Origin of the sequence: Bacteroides sp. UBA939, from assembly GCF_002293435.1 — a bacterium.
Lineage (GTDB): Bacteria > Bacteroidota > Bacteroidia > Bacteroidales > Bacteroidaceae > Bacteroides.
This window is the reverse complement of record NZ_DBDF01000146.1, coordinates 2,206-22,378: the sequence shown is the minus strand read 5'-3', so window position 1 is coordinate 22,378 and position 20,173 is coordinate 2,206. Positions and strand designations below refer to the sequence as shown.

General features: G+C 41.0%; 22 protein-coding genes and 1 tRNA gene. 10 read left to right on the top strand and 13 right to left on the bottom strand.

Annotated features, from left to right (window positions below):
* Nucleotides 1-229 precede the first annotated feature (229 nt).
* Together B2Z67_RS09235 and B2Z67_RS09230 are read left to right on the top strand one after the other, a co-directional pair.
* A complete protein-coding gene (locus tag B2Z67_RS09235) occupies nt 230-1,000 on the top strand; it encodes an ATP-binding protein (protein ID WP_291529534.1) in 771 nt (256 codons plus the stop codon).
* A gap of 15 nt (nt 1,001-1,015) precedes the next feature.
* On the top strand, nt 1,016-1,384 hold the full coding sequence (locus B2Z67_RS09230; RefSeq protein ID WP_291529533.1) for a DMT family protein: 369 nt from the start codon (nt 1,016-1,018) through the stop codon (nt 1,382-1,384).
* 18 nt (nt 1,385-1,402) lie between these two features.
* Here B2Z67_RS09230 and B2Z67_RS09225 read toward each other — a convergent pair whose 3' ends face one another.
* The 6 genes from B2Z67_RS09225 to B2Z67_RS09200 are packed head-to-tail and all read right to left on the bottom strand — an operon-like array spanning nt 1,403 to nt 5,761.
* Nucleotides 1,403-2,425: an FAD:protein FMN transferase gene (locus tag B2Z67_RS09225; RefSeq protein ID WP_291529532.1), complete on the bottom strand. Its 1,023-nt coding sequence runs from the start codon at nt 2,423-2,425 to the stop codon at nt 1,403-1,405.
* 12 nt (nt 2,426-2,437) lie between these two features.
* A complete protein-coding gene (locus B2Z67_RS09220) occupies nt 2,438-3,019 on the bottom strand; it encodes a manganese efflux pump MntP family protein (RefSeq protein WP_291529531.1) in 582 nt (193 codons plus the stop codon).
* A 4-nt stretch (nt 3,020-3,023) separates the two neighbouring features.
* Nucleotides 3,024-3,791 (bottom strand): DUF6048 family protein, encoded by a 768-nt coding sequence (locus B2Z67_RS09215; RefSeq protein ID WP_291529530.1) that lies wholly within the window; start codon nt 3,789-3,791, stop codon nt 3,024-3,026.
* A complete protein-coding gene (locus B2Z67_RS09210; RefSeq protein WP_291529529.1) occupies nt 3,757-4,254 on the bottom strand; it encodes a DUF6452 family protein in 498 nt (165 codons plus the stop codon). The genes B2Z67_RS09215 and B2Z67_RS09210 overlap by 35 nt, the downstream gene beginning before the upstream one ends.
* A gap of 4 nt (nt 4,255-4,258) precedes the next feature.
* The gene (locus tag B2Z67_RS09205) at nt 4,259-5,212 is read right to left on the bottom strand and encodes a glycosyltransferase family 2 protein (RefSeq protein ID WP_291529528.1); all 954 of its coding nucleotides are present in this window, start codon (nt 5,210-5,212) and stop codon (nt 4,259-4,261) included.
* Between the two features lie 18 nt (nt 5,213-5,230).
* Nucleotides 5,231-5,761, bottom strand: coding sequence for a DUF4199 domain-containing protein (locus B2Z67_RS09200; RefSeq protein WP_291529527.1), 531 nt, complete (start codon nt 5,759-5,761; stop codon nt 5,231-5,233).
* A 243-nt stretch (nt 5,762-6,004) separates the two neighbouring features.
* Between B2Z67_RS09200 and B2Z67_RS09195 the strand changes: the two genes are divergently transcribed.
* Nucleotides 6,005-6,078, top strand: a tRNA-Thr gene (locus tag B2Z67_RS09195).
* 92 nt (nt 6,079-6,170) lie between these two features.
* The gene (locus B2Z67_RS09190; protein WP_291529535.1) at nt 6,171-9,071 is read left to right on the top strand and encodes a triple tyrosine motif-containing protein; all 2,901 of its coding nucleotides are present in this window, start codon (nt 6,171-6,173) and stop codon (nt 9,069-9,071) included.
* 199 nt (nt 9,072-9,270) lie between these two features.
* Here B2Z67_RS09190 and B2Z67_RS09185 read toward each other — a convergent pair whose 3' ends face one another.
* Nucleotides 9,271-9,594, bottom strand: coding sequence for a thioredoxin family protein (locus B2Z67_RS09185; RefSeq protein WP_291529526.1), 324 nt, complete (start codon nt 9,592-9,594; stop codon nt 9,271-9,273).
* 132 nt (nt 9,595-9,726) lie between these two features.
* Between B2Z67_RS09185 and B2Z67_RS09180 the strand changes: the two genes are divergently transcribed.
* Nucleotides 9,727-10,155, top strand: a complete 429-nt coding sequence (locus B2Z67_RS09180) for an HIT family protein (RefSeq protein WP_291529525.1) — start codon at nt 9,727-9,729, stop codon at nt 10,153-10,155.
* Between the two features lie 82 nt (nt 10,156-10,237).
* Here B2Z67_RS09180 and B2Z67_RS09175 read toward each other — a convergent pair whose 3' ends face one another.
* The 5 genes from B2Z67_RS09175 to B2Z67_RS09155 all read right to left on the bottom strand — a co-directional run bounded on the left by B2Z67_RS09175 (nt 10,238) and on the right by B2Z67_RS09155 (nt 13,537).
* On the bottom strand, nt 10,238-11,224 hold the full coding sequence (locus B2Z67_RS09175) for a Gfo/Idh/MocA family protein (protein ID WP_291529524.1): 987 nt from the start codon (nt 11,222-11,224) through the stop codon (nt 10,238-10,240).
* A 29-nt stretch (nt 11,225-11,253) separates the two neighbouring features.
* The gene (locus tag B2Z67_RS09170; RefSeq protein ID WP_291529523.1) at nt 11,254-11,685 is read right to left on the bottom strand and encodes an RNA-binding S4 domain-containing protein; all 432 of its coding nucleotides are present in this window, start codon (nt 11,683-11,685) and stop codon (nt 11,254-11,256) included.
* A gap of 22 nt (nt 11,686-11,707) precedes the next feature.
* On the bottom strand, nt 11,708-12,271 hold the full coding sequence (gene pth / locus B2Z67_RS09165) for an aminoacyl-tRNA hydrolase (protein WP_291529522.1): 564 nt from the start codon (nt 12,269-12,271) through the stop codon (nt 11,708-11,710).
* Nucleotides 12,272-12,396: 125 nt separating this feature from the next.
* Nucleotides 12,397-12,984 (bottom strand): 50S ribosomal protein L25/general stress protein Ctc, encoded by a 588-nt coding sequence (locus tag B2Z67_RS09160; protein WP_291529521.1) that lies wholly within the window; start codon nt 12,982-12,984, stop codon nt 12,397-12,399.
* Nucleotides 12,985-13,108: 124 nt separating this feature from the next.
* Nucleotides 13,109-13,537 carry a DUF3276 family protein gene (locus tag B2Z67_RS09155; RefSeq protein ID WP_291529520.1) on the bottom strand — a complete coding sequence of 143 codons (429 nt, stop codon included), beginning with the start codon at nt 13,535-13,537 and terminating at the stop codon, nt 13,109-13,111.
* A gap of 173 nt (nt 13,538-13,710) precedes the next feature.
* On the opposite strand from B2Z67_RS09155, the gene nusB reads away from it, so the two are divergent.
* From nusB to B2Z67_RS09130, 5 genes are all read left to right on the top strand, one after another.
* Complete coding sequence (gene nusB, locus B2Z67_RS09150; protein WP_291529519.1) at nt 13,711-14,637, top strand: transcription antitermination factor NusB; 927 nt, start codon at nt 13,711-13,713, stop codon at nt 14,635-14,637.
* Between the two features lie 39 nt (nt 14,638-14,676).
* Complete coding sequence (gene yajC, locus B2Z67_RS09145; protein WP_291529518.1) at nt 14,677-15,009, top strand: preprotein translocase subunit YajC; 333 nt, start codon at nt 14,677-14,679, stop codon at nt 15,007-15,009.
* A gap of 22 nt (nt 15,010-15,031) precedes the next feature.
* Complete coding sequence (locus B2Z67_RS09140; RefSeq protein WP_291529517.1) at nt 15,032-16,048, top strand: YbbR-like domain-containing protein; 1,017 nt, start codon at nt 15,032-15,034, stop codon at nt 16,046-16,048.
* Nucleotides 16,038-16,640 (top strand): dephospho-CoA kinase, encoded by a 603-nt coding sequence (gene coaE, locus B2Z67_RS09135; protein ID WP_291529516.1) that lies wholly within the window; start codon nt 16,038-16,040, stop codon nt 16,638-16,640. Before B2Z67_RS09140 ends, coaE begins: the two co-directional genes overlap by 11 nt.
* A 113-nt stretch (nt 16,641-16,753) precedes the next feature.
* Nucleotides 16,754-17,185, top strand: a complete 432-nt coding sequence (locus tag B2Z67_RS09130) for a DUF5606 domain-containing protein (protein WP_291529515.1) — start codon at nt 16,754-16,756, stop codon at nt 17,183-17,185.
* Nucleotides 17,186-17,322: 137 nt separating this feature from the next.
* On the opposite strand, the gene clpB is transcribed toward B2Z67_RS09130, so the two are convergent.
* On the bottom strand, nt 17,323-19,911 hold the full coding sequence (clpB, locus tag B2Z67_RS09125; RefSeq protein ID WP_291529514.1) for an ATP-dependent chaperone ClpB: 2,589 nt from the start codon (nt 19,909-19,911) through the stop codon (nt 17,323-17,325).
* Nucleotides 19,912-20,173 lie beyond the last annotated feature (262 nt).

Below are 20,173 nucleotides of genomic sequence, written 5' to 3'. Positions count from 1 at the left end.
TACAAAGTGACAAACTGACAACCTCTTAACTCCTGCAGTATGAATAATGCAGGTTAAGGATAAAATGAAAAATAAATCAGAACTCGCAAACCGCTTTGTGTCAACAGTTACAAAAACATCACAAGATAATTTGTAAAAGAGACACAAAATGGTTTGCGGCAGATAGAATTTGTTAAGTCAAAACTGTTTCTTACTTTTGCAGCGCCAAAGATTACAGGCTACAAATATCATGGTGCAATATACAAGAGAAGACAAGACTATCCGCCGTATTGAAAAGCGGTTTAGTAAAGGAATGGTGGAGTATGGTCTGATAGAAGACGGAGACAAAATTCTTATTGGACTTTCCGGCGGCAAAGATTCTTTGGCGCTGGTAGAATTATTGTCGAAACGTGCCCGTGTTTATAAACCGAAGTTTTCGATAATGGCAGTTCATGTTGTGATGAGGAATATCCCTTACCAAAGCGATATAGAGTATCTGCGTAATTATGTGGAATCATTTGGAGTACCTTTTGTTTTGTACGAAACGGAGTTCGACGCCAGTACCGATACCCGCAAATCTCCCTGCTTTCTGTGTTCCTGGAATCGTCGCAAGGCTTTGTTTACCGTAGCCAAGGAACATAACTGTAATAAAATAGCACTGGGACATCACATGGATGACATTCTGGAAACTCTATTGATGAATGTTACTTTCCAGGGAGCATTCAGTTCTATGCCGCCACGCTTGGTGATGAAGAAGTTTGATATGACAATTATTCGCCCGATGTGCCTGATACATGAGTCCGATTTAGTGGAATTGGCACAGATACGGGGATATCGCAAGCAAGTGAAAAACTGTCCCTATGAGGCGCAGTCCCATCGCAGTGACATGAAAGGAATCTTACACCAGTTGGAAGAAATGAACCCGGAAGCCCGATACAGCCTATGGGGAAGTATGACCAATGTTCAGGAAGAACTGCTGCCTCAGAAAACAGATAATTCAAATTCATTAATCAACGCTTAAACATTTATAATCGAAATGAAAGGCTTTTATACTATCTTACTGTTGATAGTCTCTAACATTTTTATGACTTTTGCCTGGTATGGCCATCTGAAATTGCAAGAAACGAAAGTTATCGCAAACTGGCCGCTATATGCAGTCATTTTATTTTCATGGGTGATAGCTCTTGCCGAATACTCCTGCCAAGTACCGGCAAATCGTATCGGCTTTTTAGGCAATGGCGGCCCCTTTTCGTTGATGCAACTAAAAGTCATTCAAGAAGTAATAACGCTTGTTATCTTCACGGTATTCTCCACGCTTTTGTTTAAAGGGGAAACATTACACTGGAATCATTTTGCGGCTTTTATTTGCCTGATACTGGCAGTATATTTTGTGTTTTACAAATAAACAAGTAACGTTATTTCCCTATTTAGAAGCAACAAACCGCTTCATTCCTTTGGTGTAGTACATCTGCAAATCTCCCTTCTTATCCGTATAGATGAAGTAGGCGTTTATGTCCGGATGTGCATCTGCAAAGCGTTCGGCTTCTTCCAGCCCCATTACCATAAAAGCGGTGGCATAGGCATCGGCGCTCATACAGTCCTTCGCTATTACGGTGGCAGACAGGATACTGTGTTGCACAGGATATCCGGTTCTCGGGTCAATGGTGTGTGCGTATTTCTTCCCATCTTTATAATAGAAGTTCCGATAGTTTCCGGAAGTGGCAATACCCACGTCTGTTACGTTCAGTACCGTCTGTAATACCTGGCTGGCTGGCGTAGTATCGTCTACCGGTTTGTTTATTCCGATATGCCACAAATCTTTCTTCGGATTTTCTCCGCGTACAACAACCTCTCCGCCTATATCTACCATGAAATTCCTGATACCTTTTTTAGCGAGCAACCGGCTTATTATATCCACTGCATATCCTTTTGCAATAGCGCTGCACGAAAGCATTATGCGTTCATCCGATTTTCTAACTTTTCCTTCTTCGGATAAAGTTACTTTTGAATATCCTGTGATTTCCAGCAAGCTATCTATCATAACCGAATCGGGGAACGTTCCTTTCTTGAAACCAAAGCCCCAGGCATTTGCCAATGGAGCTATGGTGATATCAAACGCCCCATCTGTTTCTTTGGAAATCTCCATACTGCGACGGAACACATTCGTGAAAAGAGTATCAGGTGTGATATCCTCATTACGATTGACTCGTGTAATAGTGGCTGTATCGTTGAAAGGGGATAACGATCCGTCAAAGCGTTTTAATTCTTTGTCTATTTCGGCTTTCAGATCGCTGTCACATTGATAGGTGATATGATAATAGGTGCCGAATATCATTCCGTCTGCCGTTTGATAGGGAGTCGTGCGGTTGTGGCTGGCAAGTATCCAGATTGTTCCCAATACAAGAAGGGCGACCCATAAAAAATATCTTTGTGCTTTCCTTTCCATAAGAAGCGACGCTTAACTGAAAAACAGATGTTCGATCAGTATTTTGGTTCCGATAATAATCAGAATAATACCTCCCAGGAGTTCTGCCCGCAATTTCCGCGCAACACCACAGCCGAAACGGATGCCGAACGTTAATCCTATGAGCGACATGGAGAATGAGACAAAACCGATGATGGAAACAGGAGGAAGTATTTCTGAAAAGTTCCGCATTCCTAAAAACGCAAATGACACTCCGATAGCTAATGCATCAATGCTGGTTGCTATGGCTAACGCCAACACTACTTTCAGTTTTTTCGGGTCATATTCCTGTTTGCTTTCTTCTTCTTTGAAGTACTCTCTTATCATACGGGCGCCCAGAAAAGCAAGAATAACAAAAGCAATCCAATGATCCAGATTCTTTATTAAGTGGCTGAAAGTACTGGCGCCTATCCACCCCAGCAGGGGCATGATGGATTGGAACAGTCCGAAGAAAAAAGCCATAATCAGCATGGGGCGCCATTGCATACGTTTCAAAAGGATGCCACTGACTATAGAAACAGCACAACAGTCCATTGCGAGTCCTAATGCAAGCAACCAAATCTCTAATGTAGTCATAAGTTTAAAGTGGTAGTTTATAAGTGATTGTATAAGTTACTCCCATTGTATTGGAAGAATTTCTGCCATACCCCGGTACATACCATGGTTCACCATAGGTATCTCCGGATGATTTCATACGGTATTTCATACGCAATGCCCATCCCATATACAGGTCTTTCCAGATATGTGCGCGAATACCGGCGCAAAACTCAAACCATTGCATAGACCCTTTCATTCCTTTGTGATCGAAAGGTACGCTACCTTCCCAGATATTATCTATTTGATTAGGATTTCCGATACTTCCGCCATAAGCCGGGTCATCCACCGAAAGAGTGGTTATGTCATATTTGAAACTACTCATGGCGTAACGTACACCGACAAACAGATAGTTTTTGAATTTCTTTTTGAAAAGAGCATTGTAGTTCATGCCAATCCGGAAATAGGGAGCATTGCTTTTATAGTGCGTGCCTTTGTCATTCCAGGTATCGGTACCTCCATATCCTATTTCCACGATTGGGAAAAAGCGGTTTTTAAGGTTGACATCAACAGCCACTTCCGAACTCAGGAAGTCACCCCCAAGTACTTTGCTTCCTATTCCCCATAAATCCACGCTTACAGTTACACCGTTATATAGCGGAAAAGTCTCTTCATCTGTTTTTTCCTTTTCCGTTTGCGAAGAATTAGAAGCCGTTCTCGGAGGAGCAGGCTCATTCTGTGCCTGTATCGGACAGATTATCAGCAGGCAAAGCGCCAGACTAATAATAGTAGAGTTGAAGATTTTCTGTTCCATGAATGCCGGCGTCTGGATTTTGAATATGAATAGAATCTAACTGGTTACGACTGTGGCTTTCGCCTGTAATTGATTGTTTCATTTGATAACCGCATTCCATTGACAGGAAATAAGGGGTATTCTTTTGACGAATGACAATCGTGTCCTTTCCGAACTGAGGATCTTCACTATAGTGGAATATCAACACTGTGGAGTCTGCCGTATAGCATAGTGGCAATGACAGGCTATGCACCATTTTCTGATTATTGAGAATAATGGAATCGCTATTGTAGACGGTTATTGTCAGTGAATCAAGAGTATCCTTCACAACCACTCCCGTTTCTGCATTTTTCGTATAGAAGTTACACAGCATCATAGGGCGTGCGTTCATTGAACAGTCTTCTTCTTCAGAACAGGAATAAATGATGCCCGTCACAGGGTAGGCAATCAGAAAGAGCAATACCAGTTTTACTAATTTTTTCATAGCCTTATATAGTTTTTTCTATTTGATATTTATTTCGTTCGGGAGCAGTACGCGAAATCAGTTCACCGAGAAATCCTGCAAGGAACAGTTGCGTTCCAATAATCATGGCTGTGAGCGACAGGTAGAAATAGGGAGAATCCGTAACCAAGCGATAGGGCATTCCGCTATATAAATTATACAATTTGGTAACCCCAACAATAATTATTGAAATGAATCCCAAAATGAACATGAGAGAACCGAGAAGTCCGAAAAAGTGCATCGGCTTTATTCCAAAGACAGAGAGGAACCACAGTGAGATTAAATCCAGGTAGCCGTTGAAGAATCTGTTCCAACCACCAAACTTCGTTTTACCGAATTTACGGGCTTGGTGTTGCACTACCTTTTCCCCTATTTTATTAAAACCGGCGTTCTTGGCAAGATAGGGAATATACCGATGCATCTCTCCATATATCTCGATATTCTTCACCACATCTTTTTTGTAGGCTTTTAGCCCGCAGTTAAAGTCATGCAGATTCCTAATGCCTGACACTTTGCGGGCTGTGGCATTGAACAGTTTCGTAGGAATAGTTTTCGAGATAGGATCATAACGTTTCTTCTTCCACCCGGAAACCACATCATAATCGTCTTCTGTTATCATCCGGTATAATCCGGGTATTTCATCCGGACTGTCTTGTAAGTCGGCATCCATAGTGATAACTACATCTCCCTGGGCTTTTTCGAAACCACAATATAATGCCGGTGACTTACCGTAATTGCGGCGGAACTTAATACCATGTACCGTTTCGGATTTATGGCTCAGTTCTTCGATAATTTTCCAGGAACGGTCGGTACTTCCGTCATTTACGAAAATCACCTCGTATGAAAAACCATTGGACTTCATCACACGTTCAATCCATGCGTACAGTTCCGGAAGGGATTCTTCTTCATTATATAAAGGAATGACAACTGAAATATCCATTTTTTATTTAAGATTTAACTATTTTCTGTTTACGGTTGAAATCATTAAAGCAGTGGGAATCGCAAGCAATGTACCATAAAACACATTCTTTGATATCAACTGCATGGTGATATCTATAGGAGACAGCGAGCGCAATACATTCAAACTCTCTTTCAATGAGTCGATATATTTATCCATGTCCGGCAAAGTTTTATCAGTAAAGGTATTCAGAAGATTTTCGTATGCATTCAATATGAATCCCTGGTCAACGAAACGGAAATATATATAATGTGCTACTGAGGCAAGCAATGCAGCAAACATATACATAAACACTGTGAAAATCCATGCGTGAAGAAAACCAATGCTGCCGTTACAAACATGATTGCGATATGCACGAACATAGTAATAGGCCACAAATGGTACACATAAGGTTAATCCTATAAAAAGGAAGATGAAGAATGGTACAGTAACGCCTAATGGAAACAGGATAAATTTTAGAATCCAAAATCCACCAAGATAAGTACCGGATAACATGGCATATCGTTGTAAATAACCTTTGTTTTCTGTCATCTTACTTTAGAAATAATGCTGCAAAGGTATAAATAATATTGTTTGTAACCCTCGGTATTCTTGTTAAAGTTGAAAAAAGTTCAGGTAAAGTATTGCACGTTTAATATAAATGTCTACCTTTGCACCCGCAAATCAGAAAAAACGGGTAAGTCCTATACGGCCAGCTCCCTTCGAATCCTCCAGGGCTTGATCGCAGCAAAGGTAGTAGGTTGTAGCGGCGCGATATAGCAAGCTTACCCACCCGCCTCTTTAGCTCAGCTGGCCAGAGCACGTGATTTGTAATCTCGGGGTCGTTGGTTCGAATCCGACAAGAGGCTCAAATAGGAGATGTATTCATTATGAATATGTCTCCTTTTTGTTTGTTTTTCATAAAAAAGTAATAGCTTTGTTTCCTAAAATTAGGATTATGATGATACGGATACGATTTTGCACTTTATATCTTACTCTCATTTTTGCTCTCCTGTTCCCTTTCGGCAAAGCGTTTGCCGATTGGAATAATTTCATTGTAAACTTTGATAAAAGTGCGTATGGTAAGGGGGCACAAACCTGGCAGATAGCTCCTTACAATGATCAATATGTGTATTTCGCCAATAAAAATGGTATGGTGCAATTTGACAGGAATACCTGGACGATATTTCCCATGAACAACTTTTCTGACGTACGTTCCATATTGGCATCTACCACGCAAAAGAGAATTTATGCAGGTGGCATTAACGAGTTTGGCTATTACGAACCGGAAGCGGACGGCAGGTTGGTTTATCATTGTATGTCTGACTCGCTGGATAGTGATGTTCGTTTTCTTGGCAATATCTGGGGAATCCATGAAGCCGACAATATACTGTATATACAAGGTGATGATCGAGTCGTGAAGTACCTGAATGGTAAATATACTACTATTGAGATGAATGCCAAGATAGACTGCTCAAATATGGTGAATGGTATCCTTTATATAGGGACCGACCGTGGAGTCTGGGTATTAGTAGGGAATACTTTTTTCCCTTTGCAGGGTGCGGATTCTTTGGCAGCCAACCGGATTCGCGGCATTATCCCTCATAGAGAAGGAGGTGTTATTGTAGTTACAGCGTATGATGGTTTGTTTTATTGCAATGGACATACTACGGTACCTTTTATTACGGGCGCTGAAGACTTTATGCGTGAGAATGAAATCTTCTGTGTTGCGGCTCAGGGTGATAAAATTGCGTTGGGGACTATTCATAGAGGCCTACTGTTGATTGATTGCGCTTCCATGAATCTAAAATACTTCAATGAGAACAATGGATTGCGTAATAATACAGTCTTATCTGTCGCTTTTGATGATCAAGGAAATCTATGGGCTGGTCTGGATAGCGGAATCGACTACGTTTGTTTGAGTTCCCCTTTTACCACTCTCTATTCCTATCCACATTCTTACGGTACGGGATATACGGCTGCTGTAGCAGACGGTTATTTGTATTTGGGTACAAATCGTGGACTTTATTACACTTCTTATCCGGTAAAGTTGAATGGTAATCTTCCTTATATACACCCCATCAATCAGTCCAGCGGCCAGGTGTGGAATCTTTGTAAGATTGGTGATGAACTGTTTTGTTTACACGATCGCGGTATTTTTCAGATAAAGGGGCTTAGTATGCAGAGAATTGCGGATATTACCGGAGCATGGTACTGCCAGGAAGTGATGGGACATCCGGACAAGATGTTTGTCGGTGTGTACAATGGCATTTACCTTTTTGAAAAGCAAGCGGGGAAATGGCGTATGCTTTGCAAAATAGATGGTTTCTCCGATTCAGCACGCATATTCGAACAAGAGTCTGACGAAATTCTGTGGGTTTATAACTTTGATTCCGTCATCCGTATAAAGCTAAGTGAAGATTTAACCCGTCTAATCAGTATAAAACATTATGGCGTTGAAGAAGGATTTCCGGAAGAACGTAACATTTATGTTGTCAAAGTAGAAGGGCGTGTTTATTTTGCCACTCCTCATGGTATATATAAGTATAACATTCATAAGGATATGATGGAACCATGCAACGACCTTAATAATCTATTGAATGGTGCGGCTCCATATACTCGCTTGTTGGAGTATCACGACCGCCTTATCAGTTTGAGTTCTCATGAAATTTGCATCGCTAATCTGGGAACCTACAAGAGAGGCGCCAATACCAGTATAAATCCTATCCGCCAACCTTTACTTGAGCTGGTACCGACTTTTGAATCAATTATTCCTTTGTCCGATTCGCTCATGATAATACCCAATGAAGATGGCTTTGCTTTATTTACTGTTCCCGAAATAAAGCACCGGCAAGAGCTGACTCATTCTATGTATATAAAGAATATGTATCTCACTTATCCCAGAGACTCACTGGTATATACGGCCAATTTTCTTGGAGAAAAACCATCTCTTGATATAAGTTACACGTCAAATTCCGTTCGTTTTGATTATAGCCTTGTACTTTTTGCCATGAGTGGCGACGATGTTCGTTTCCAGTATCGTTTGAATAAGGGGGCTTGGTCGGATTATACTTCGGTTCGTACCAAAGAATACAGTAACCTGTTCGAAGGTGACTACACCTTTGAAGTAAAAGTTATCTATCAGGATGGTACAACCTCATCGGACGAACTCTCTTTCAGAATTCTTCCGCCGTGGTATCGCAGTGTTGCTGCATATATCTGTTATTTTATCCTTGCATTATTGGCTCTGTGGTATCTATATCGTTGGGACGATATTCGCGTAAAACGGAAAAAAGAACAGGCTGTTGTGGAAAAAGATAAAAAAATGCATGAAATGGAAGAAGCATTTGAGGCAGAAAAGGATCGTCGCGAGAAACAGATTATGCAATTGGAAAAGGAAAAGCTGGAGTATGATCTCCAACATAAAAGCCAGGAGATGGCAAATCTCATGATCAATTTCGTGCGTAAAAACGAAATGTTGACAGAAATCAAATCGGAGATATTTAAGGTAGCTTCCTCTCTGAAAGGCGAAGGCGCCCGCGAAGGCAAGCAACTTCTTTTAGTTATTAACGGTAAAATTGACTCCAACATCCAGAGTGATGAGGTTTTGAAACGTATCGAAGAGCAGTTCGATCTTATTCATAACAATTTCATGAAGCGGTTGTATGCCAAGCACCCCAGTCTATCTAATAATGAGCGTATGATGTGCGCCTATTTAAAGATGAATCTCTCTACCAAAGAGATTGCTCCATTGTTGAATATCTCAGTCCGTGGTGTAGAAACCATCCGTTATCGCTTGCGCAAAAAGTTTGATCTGGAGCGGGAAGACAGTATAACTGATTATCTGAATGAGCAGTTATAAAAGAAAGAAATAGACTTTTATTATAAAACAACAAACTTTAGTGTCAAATATAAATTGTTATCAGGAAGCCTTTATAACTGATTCAAATACTATTTGCCATTATCGGGCAATGAAGCAACTAATTCTTAAAGACAAAAAAAATCATGCAGCGAAAGTTTTTGGTTATTCCTAAAAAATCCCATAAACCCTGATAAGTATTTCAAGATTTAAAATCTCTCACTACCTTTTCTAACTTTCTCAGAGTCAGTTCTCCCGACTGTTTCCAAAGTTGTTCACCTCCTTTCATTAATATAAAAGTAGGTACGGTATCTATTGTGTACAAATCAGCAAGAGCTTCTTCCTGGTCAACATCAATTTGTATTACTTCAACAATTCCGTCCGTTGATTTTTTAAATTCTTCTACGATAGGATGCATCCGTTTGCAATGGGGACACCAGGTTGCATAAAACTCTGCCATTATCCAATTACCATGAGCTAATTTTTCTTCATTTCGCTCTTCTCGGATTTCTCTACTTTCTTGCATATTGATATATTTAAAGTGATAGAATATAGTCTCAACAAGATTGAAGGAAAAAAAGTTTGTTGCATCACAATAATTTGTGCTATGAAAGCTTATCTTTGCTCCGTAAATTATAAATTAGAAATTAAGAATATCATGAAAAGTGATCCGAAAGAATGTCTGTATTGTCAAAACAATGAGACACTGCACAATCTGATGATTGAATTTGCCCAACTGAGTGTATCCCGCGCGTTTTTGTTTAAAGAACAAACCTATAAAGGTCGTTGCTTAGTGGCTTACAAAGACCATGTCAACGATTTGAACGAGCTGAGTGATGAAGATCGCAATGCTTTTATGAAAGATGTAACCTGTGTGACCAGAGCCATGCAGAAAGCATTTAATCCGGAAAAGATTAACTATGGCGCTTATTCCGATAAATTGTCACATCTCCATTTCCACCTGGCACCGAAGTATATAGATGGACCCGACTATGGAGGTACATTCCAAATGAACCCGGGAAAAGTATATCTGACAGATGCTGAATATCAGGAATTGATTGAAGCTGTGAAAAAAAATCTTTGGTAATATAAGGGTCTGTTTAAATTTTGCTCAGCATTGTTTTGAGAGTTATTTTTGAGGAAAATTTAAACAGGCTCTAAGTTATACTTTATATCTTATTAAGGATTTTGTCCATCGTCCAGTTCGTCAAAGTTGCACTTGCTCCATCGCAAGTGCAAACGGACTTGCCCAGAAGATGATTGACTACGGCTTGAATAAGCGGTTGTTGCACGTGTTCCGGATTCTCTACCCGAATTTCTTCTTTTCCTTTTTCCGTATGTAAGACAATGGGGGCATAGTCAAATACGGAAAAGCGGATCATCCCCTTATCACCAATTACTTCAATGTGATCTTCACATGCAGAATCATGTGCTACAAAACACCAGGAACCGCTACCTACCAATCCACTGTCGAACTGAAAACATGCGCTCAGGGTATCTTCGGCAAAGTATAATCCGCCACGATTGCTTTTACAGCCAAAGGCTTCAAGAATACAACCGAACATATCCTGCAACAAATCAATCTGATGCGGAGCCAGGTCATAGAAATAACCACCTCCGGAAATATCCGGTTGTACACGCCACGGAAGATTTTCTTTATTGTAATCAAAATCACGCGGAGGTTGGGCAAATCGTATTTGTACATTGATGATATTGCCTATTATACCTTTCTCTATTAAGTCCTTTACTTTTAGGAAGTACGGCAAATAACGACGATAATAAGCAACGAAACATGGAACACCTGTTTCATTCGAGATACGATTAATGCGGCAACACTCTTCGTAAGTCACCGCCATGGGTTTTTCTATATAAACAGGCTTGCCGGCTTTCATTGCCATGATGGCATAAGTAGCATGTGAAGAAGGAGGAGTGGCAATATATATCGCATTCACCTCTTCATCATCAATCAGTTCCTGGGCGTCATTGTACCATCTTGGAATTCCTCTTTCCTCAGCATAAGCTTTAGCCTTTGCGCCATCACGGCTCATGACAGCAACAACTTCCGATCCTTCAACTTTTTGGAAAGCAGGTCCACTTTTATACTTGGTCACTTCTCCGCAACCGATAAACCCCCATTTAATCTTCTTCTCATTCATAGTGTTCTAATGCGTTAGCCCTATACCTGTTATTTATCTTTATTTTCTTCCTCAAAATCAAAGTCGAAATCAAAATCGTCCATAAACTCCGGTGTGGTAAACTCTTCCAAAGTTCTGCGGTCTCTTTTTGTAGGACGTCCGGTACCTTTAGCTCTATCTATAAAACCACTGACGCGACTCATCTCTAATAATTCATATTGGTCAGGAGTAGTTACATTTTCCATCATTTCCGAAACAAGCTTGGCACCAACACGCTTTTCAATAGCCTGCAGCACCTTAAAAGAGTAAGTAACAGGTGGTTTACGCACCTGTATCACATCGCCCGGTTTCACGGTACGAGCAGCTTTTGCCAACGCTCCGTTGATAAAGATACGTCCTTTCTTACATGCTTCGACGGCAATAGTACGCGTTTTAAAAATACGCACAGCCCACATCCATTTGTCAATTCTTGCTTCGCCCATATTGTTGATTAGTAAGCTGGATTTACCTTTTGTTATATTGATTCATTGTAATATCAAGTCCTGCCAGACAGAAACTTTTAATGATTTCTCCTGCAGTTTTTAATCGTTCGCCCATAAGCTTCCGATCTTCATCAGTGAAGTGTCCCAATACATAGTCAACTTGTCCTCCACGAAGAAAATCATTACCGATACCGAAACGTAACCGGGCATAGTTTTCCGTACCCAGAATAGTAGCGATATGCTTCAAACCGTTGTGTCCGGCATCACTACCCCTCCCTTTCAGTCGCAGCGTTCCAAAAGGCAATGCCAAATCATCCACTATAATCAGCACATTTTCTAATGGAATATTTTCTTTCTGCATCCAATAGCGTACAGCATTTCCACTGAGATTCATGAATGTAGAAGGTTTTAGCAACAAAAGTTGGCGTCCTTTTATGGATAGAGCAGCAGTAAAGCCGTAACGTTTGTCACTAAAACTAACGCCGGCATCTTTTGCCAACGCATCCACTACCATGAAACCTATGTTGTGGCGGGTCTCGTGATATTCAGGACCTATGTTCCCCAATCCCACAATTAAATATTTCATTTTTTTGAGAAATTATCTATAACAAAGAACGCGGATTATCGCAGCTTTCCGCGGATTAATGAAATCTGCGTCATCTGCGTTAATCCGCGTTCCTGATTTATGCTGTTTTCTTAAAAGAAATCTGATTAATTGCCGGCAGCTGCAGCACCTCTCGCAGCACGAGTCAACTTAACGGCACATACCACAGCTTCTTTTGCATTCATTAATTCCAGACCTTCGAAGCTTAACTCTCCTACTTTCACAGTCTTGCCTAAACCCAGATGAGCAACGTTGATATTCAGTCTCTCAGGAATAACGTTATACAATGCTTTCACTTTCAGCTTACGCATCTGCAACACCAGTTTACCACCGGCTTTTACACCTTCTGCCAAACCTTCCATTTGTACCGGAACTTCTATTACAATAGGTTTAGCTTCATCAATCTGATAGAAATCAACGTGCAGAATTGCATCTTTTACCGGATGGAATTGAATATCCTTCAAAATGGCATTTACTTTTTTATCATCAATAATCAAATCCACGACATAGATATGCGGAGTATATACCAAATTACGCAAACCATCTACAGGTACAGTGAAGTGAACTGTTTCACCTGCTCCATACAAGACACAGGGTACACCATTGTCCCTACGAATAGCTTTTAAAGCTCTAGCCTGTTCCGAAGAACGTTCTGCAATAGTTCTTGCAGTACCTTTTACTTCAATTGATTTCATTTTCTTAAATTTTTTGTGTTACTCTAAATTAAGTTGTTTGTTGCTTAATTCACCATCACACGATGTGGATATCCACATGATGTTGCAAAAAAGCGGTGCAAAAGTACAGCTTCTTTTTGAATTATCAAAGAATTGATTCTTCAAAATCAATATCTATATCAATTTCTCCATCCAAATCCATTCCGTTTTCATTCATTCCGGCTATGTTATCGGATACTACTTCAGCGTCTTCTTTGGTCTCGTCTTGCATTTCGCCGACAGTTTCCATTGCCTCGGTTTGATTGATGAAATTGATAGCCGCATTCATACCAGCCATGAACTTTTCAAAATCTTCTTTATACAAGAAGATTTTATGCTTTTCAAAACTTACCAGTGCACCGTCTCCTTCACCTGTGGTAATTTTCTTACTTTCGGTAATAGCGAGAAACATTTCATCTTTTTTGTTCTTCTTTACATCCAGATAGTAGATTCGTTTCCCCGCCTTAATCGATTTAGAGAATACAATCTCCTTCTCATTTATGTCCACTCCGTTTTTTTTCTTTAAATCTTCCATTTTCCTATGTTTCAAGTTGTAATCGGCATCAAAAGTGACGATTTTTTTTAAACTGTCAAAAGAAAAAGCCCAGATAATGAATATCCGCATTAAAAAATGTGATTTATTTGTGTAAACTCATTAAAAATGCCTACTTTTGCATCTCGTTAACAACAGTATTGATTAATAAATTTATGATTAACAGAGTTCTTATTCGTCTTAAGATTATACAAATTGTGTATGCTTATTATCAGAACGGAAGTAAAAATTTAGACTCAGCGGAGAAAGAGTTATTCTTTAGCCTATCCAAGGCGTATGACCTTTACAATTACTTGCTGATTCTGATGGTAGCTTTGACGAACTACGCACAAAAACGTATCGACGCGGCAAAAGCCAAATTAGCTCCCACTGCCGAGGAGTTGTATCCAAACTTGAAATTCGTGGAAAATCAGTTCATTTCACAGTTAGAAGTGAACAAACAGTTGTTGGACTTTTCTGCCAACCAGAAACGTTCGTGGGACAACGACGAGGATTTCATCAAAAACTTGTATGAGCAGATCATAGTTTCCGATACTTATAAAGAGTATATGGCTTCGTCTGAAAAATCGTATGAGGCAGACCGTGAATTATGGAGAAAACTCTATAAGACGCTTATTTTAAATAATACGGCATTAGATACTTTATTGGAAGACCAGAGTCTTTACTGGAACGATGATAAGGAAATAGTAGACACCTTTGTGATGAAAACGATTAAGCGTTTCGAAGAGAAGAATGGAGCTAATCAAGAATTACTGCCGGAATTTAAAGATGATGAAGACCGGGAGTTTGCCCGTCGCCTTTTCCGTCGTACAATTTTGAATTGCGATTACTATCGTCACCTTATCAGTGAGAATACACGCAACTGGGATTTGGAGCGTGTTGCTTTTATGGATGTAGTAATTATGCAATGTGCATTGGCAGAGATTCTTAGTTTTCCCAACATTCCAATCAGTGTTTCGTTGAATGAGTATGTAGAGGTTGCTAAAATTTATAGTACGGTAAAGAGCGGAAGCTTCGTAAACGGTACTTTGGATGGAATAGTTAATCAATTAAAAAAAGAAGGCAAATTAACAAAAAAATAATAGCTTTGTTGAGTATTAAAAACTAAAAACGAATAATTTATGAACTTAATGACCGTATTATTGCAGGCAGCCCCCGCTGCTCCGGGAGGTAGTAACATGATGTGGATTCTTCTGATTGCCATGTTCGCTATCATGTACTTTTTCATGATTCGCCCGCAAAACAAGAAGCAGAAAGAGATTGCAAACTTCCGTAAATCGCTTCAAGTAAATCAGAAAGTGATTACTGCAGGTGGCATCCATGGGGTTATCAAAGAGATTAACGACAATGATGTGATTCTTGAAATCGCTTCTAACGTTAAGATCAGAATAGATAAGAACTCTGTATTCGCCGCTGCCGCTGATGCTAACAGTAGCAATCAGACAGCTAAATAATTCCGAATAGAAAAGCGAGCCTATGTTTGAACGTAGGAACATAAGACGCATATATTTAAAAACAGCGAGAAAGTTTAAGGATTTCCTGCTCAGTGATAAGAGCAGGGAGTTCTTAATTTTTTTATTCTTTTTCTTCATAGCCGGCGGATTTTGGTTGCTTCAAACATTAAACAACGACTACGAAACGGAGTTCTCTATTCCTGTCCGACTCAAAGGTGTACCCAATAATGTAGTGATTACTTCGGAACCTCCTTCGGAATTACGTATCCGTGTGAGAGATAAGGGTACGGTACTGTTGAATTACATGCTCGGAAAGAGTTTCTTTCCTCTAACTCTGGACTTTTCCGATTATAACAGGAACAATAATCATGTACGAATCTATTCTTCGCAGTTCGAGAAAAAGTTGCTCAGCCAGTTGAATGTTTCTACGAAGCTACTTTCCGTAACGCCTGATACATTGGAATATATTTATTCAACGGGAACATCCAAACTGCTTCCGGTCAGGTTGCAGGGAGTAGTAAGCGCCGGTCGGCAGTATTATATTCCGGACACTATTTGTCGTCCGGATTCAGTATTGGCTTACGCACCGGCTGAAATGTTGGATACGATAACCGTAGCCTATACACAGAAAGTAAATCTGATAAATATTTCCGATACACTAAAACAACAAATACCCTTACTTGCGCAAAAAGGAATAAAATTTGTACCGTCGTCAGTTGAAATGGTTTTCCCGGTAGATATTTATACGGAGAAAACGGTCGAAGTACCTCTGCGTGGAGTTAATTTCCCAGCCGGCAAAGCGTTGCGTGCTTTCCCTTCAAAGGTAAATGTTACCTTCCAGGTTGGCTTGAGCCGTTTTCGCCAAATCAATGAGAATGACTTTCACATTAATGTTTCTTACGAGGAACTGCTGAAACTCGGTTCGGATAAATATACCGTGAAGCTGAACACATTTCCTAAAGGAGTGAACCGGATACGTATTAATCCGGAGCAAGTGGACTTTTTGATTGAGCAAGTATCTTCCGGATATGACAATTAAAGTCGGCATAACGGGTGGAATCGGCAGCGGGAAAAGCGTGGTATCCCGATTGTTGGGAACAATGGGTATCCCCGTTTACATTTCGGATAAGGAATCGAAGCGTCTGACGGTTGCGGATACTTTTATCCGCTGTGAATTGATAGCCCTTCTGGGCGAAGAAGTTTATGTTCGTGGCGAACTTAACAAGTCTTTGCTCGCTTCTTATATTTTTGATAATCCCGAACATATACATACGGTAAACGCTATTATTCACCCACGCGTACGAGATGATTTTCGCCGATGGGTGGAACGCCATGCCTCTTATCCTGTGGTAGGTATGGAATCAGCCATTCTCATTGAATCGGGCTTTGCCGGTGAGGTAGATGCAGTAATCATGGTTTATGCTCCCGAAGAGCTACGCATTGCACGTGCCATACAGCGGGATAAATCTTCGCGCGAGTTGGTAGAACGTCGCATCCGCAGTCAGATGAGTGATGAAGAAAAACGTACCCATGCCGATTTTGTGATTATAAACGACGGTGAAAGCCCATTGATTCCTCAGGTTTTGAAAATAATAGCTTCTATATCCGGAAATAGTGCTTACTTTCGTTAAAACGAAGAAAGACTATGCCTCGTTGAGAACAAATAAATTTGCTTTTGCTTCGGCTTTGCATTATCTTTGCCCACCGAAAAAGAAAATATTACTAATAAAAAATAGAATACACTATGTTAAAGACTATTTTGTCTATCTCCGGCAAACCCGGATTGTATAAGCTCGTTTCACAAGGTCGAAATATGCTGATTGTTGAATCCCTCATCGACAAAAAACGCTTCCCCGCTCATGGTAGCGAGAAGATTATCTCATTGGGAGATATCGCCATGTACACGGATACGGATGATGTTCCTTTGAAAGATGTGCTGCTTGCCATGAAGAAGAAAGAGAATGGTGTCGCCGTTGCAATGGATATCAAGAAGGCCACTCCTGATGAACTTCGCGCTTATCTGGAAGAAGTATTACCGACTTTTGATCGTGACCGTGTATATCTTACGGATATCAAAAAACTTATCTCTTGGTATAATTTGTTGGTATCTTGCGGGATGACTGATTTTGAGAATGCTCCTGAAACGGGAGATGCGGAAGAGACTACCGCAGATTAAGCGATTGAACATCTATCATAAATAATGCGGCTAACGCAGATTGAAATTAAAAATAATCTGCATTAGCCGCATTATTTGTGAAGTGAGAGTATCTCTTACCTTTAATACTCTCACTTTCGTTTTATCTGTTTTCAGGTTTAGTTCCTGAATACTAATCCGTCGCCGGCAGTATCTACCGTAATCGGTTTGCTGCGATTTACTTCCTGAGATAACAATTTTTTTGATAAATCATTCAGCACATAGTGCTGGATAGCACGTTTCACAGGGCGAGCGCCAAACTCAGGATCATACCCTACCTTGGTCAGAAACTCTATGGCATCGTCAGTCAATATCAATTCCACGCCATTCTGAACAAGCATTCTTTGTACACTTTCTATTTGGAGTACTACGATTTGCTTGATTTCATCTTCAGTTAAGGGCAGGAACATGATTGTTTCATCAATACGGTTCAGGAACTCCGGACGAATGTTCTTTTTCAACATATTCATGACTTCCTTTTTCGTCTCTTCTATCACTTGTTCCTTGTTGGCGCTGTTCAACCTCTCCATCTGACTTTGAATATAGGCGCTTCCCATATTGGAAGTCATGATGATAATGGTATTCTTGAAGTTTACCACACGCCCCTTATTGTCTGTCAGTCGTCCATCGTCCAATACTTGCAGCAGAATATTGAATACATCCGGATGGGCCTTCTCTATTTCGTCGAACAATACAACGGAATAAGGTTTGCGCCGGATGGCTTCGGTCAACTGACCGCCTTCATCGTAGCCGACGTATCCCGGAGGCGCTCCTACCAGACGCGATACACTATGTTTTTCCTGATATTCGCTCATGTCGATTCGCGTCATCATTGATTCATCGTCGAACAGAAACTCGGCAAGCGCTTTGGCAAGTTCCGTTTTACCCACACCGGTGGTGCCAAGGAAAATAAACGAACCAATCGGGCGTTTCGGGTCTTGCAGACCCGCCCGGCTACGGCGTACGGCATCGGCAACAGCCCTGATAGCCTCATCTTGTCCAATGACGCGCTGATGCAACTCGTCTTCCAGGTGCAACAACTTGTCCTTCTCACTTTGCAACATCTTACTGACCGGGATACCCGTCCAGCGAGATACTACATCGGCAATATCCTCAGCATCTACCTCCTCCTTAATCATGGCTTTGTCGCCTTGCATGGTACGGAGTTCCTGTTGCGTATCCTCAATTTCCTTATTCAATGCCTGCAACTTGCCGTAACGAATTTCGGCTACTTTACCGTAATCACCTTCGCGTTCGGCTTTATCGGCCTCGAACTTCAGGTCTTCGATTTCAACTTTATTTTGCTGAATCTTGTTCACCAAGGTCTTCTCACTCTGCCATTTGGCCTTGTATGATTGTTCCTGCTCCTTCAGTTCGGCAAGTTCCTTACCTATCAGTTCCAGTTTCGGCTTGTCATTCTCACGCTTGATGGCTTCACGTTCAATCTCCAACTGCTTGATTTTACGCGAAATCTCATCCAGTTCTTCAGGAACGGAATCTACCTCCATGCGCAACTTGGCAGCGGCTTCATCCATCAGGTCGATAGCCTTATCGGGCAGAAAACGATCCGTGATATAGCGGTTGCTCAGTTCTACGGCAGCAATGATGGCATCGTCCTTAATCCGTACATGGTGATGGTTTTCGTAACGCTCCTTCAATCCGCGCAAGATGGAGATTGTACTCAGCGTATCGGGTTCATTTACATATACGATCTGGAAACGGCGTTCCAACGCCTTGTCCTTTTCGAAATATTTCTGATACTCGTCAAGGGTGGTAGCGCCTATGCTTCTCAGTTCACCACGCGCCAGGGCAGGTTTTAGAATATTGGCAGCATCCATTGCACCCTCTCCCTTTCCGGCTCCAACCAGGGTGTGAATCTCATCAATAAACAGAATAATATCTCCTTCTGATTTCTTCACTTCATTGATAACGGCTTTCAGCCGTTCTTCAAACTCGCCTTTGTATTTCGCACCTGCAACCAGAGCGCCCATATCCAACGAGTACACTTGCTTGTTCTTAAGGTTCTCAGGCACATCACCACGCAGAATACGATGGGCAAGTCCTTCCACGATGGCAGTCTTACCGGTTCCCGGTTCACCTATTAATATAGGATTATTTTTGGTGCGGCGACTTAGGATTTGCAGCACACGGCGGATTTCTTCGTCACGTCCGATAACCGGATCGAGCTTGCCGCTCCGGGCGGCTTCGTTCAGATTGACAGCGTACTTTTCGAGTGACTGGTAAGTATCTTCGCTGGATTGAGAAGTCACTTTTTCTCCTTTCCTCAACTCTGTGATAGCTCCACGGAGTTCACGCTCTGTCATGCCCGCATCTTTCAGGATAGTAGAAACCGTACTTTTCACAGTCAGCAATGCCAATAGCAGACTTTCCAATGACACAAATTCGTCCCCCATGTCTTTGGAATACTGAGTGGCTTTCTGGAAAACCTCGTTCGTTTCACGGCTCAGATAAGGCTCACCTCCCGAAACTTTCGGCAGGGAATCGGTCTGTCTGTCGAGCACAAGTGCGAGCTGTTGCCCGTTTATGCCCAATTTCTGGAAGATGAAGTTGATGACATTTTCACCTGTCTTCATCACTCCTTGCATTACATGAACCGGCTCGATAGCTTGTTGTCCCCGACTTTTGGCCAGATTCAGAGCCTCTTGCACGGCTTCTTGCGATTTAATGGTAAAATTGTTAAAGTTCATATCTTATATCTCCTTTTTATTCTTGTTTTTAATAACACTTAATCGGGCGCAAAAGATTTGCCAACGAGCCATTGCCGACATATTTGCAGTTAAAAAGTGATTTATGATGACAAAATGTCTCTCTTTATACCGTAGTATATAAAGATACCCACATGAAAAAATCTATTCTTCTTGTAAGCGTGATACAAATGCACTACTTTTGCTATATAAAATAATAAATGTAAGTAGATGTTCATAATTAGTTTATACGATGAATGATAAT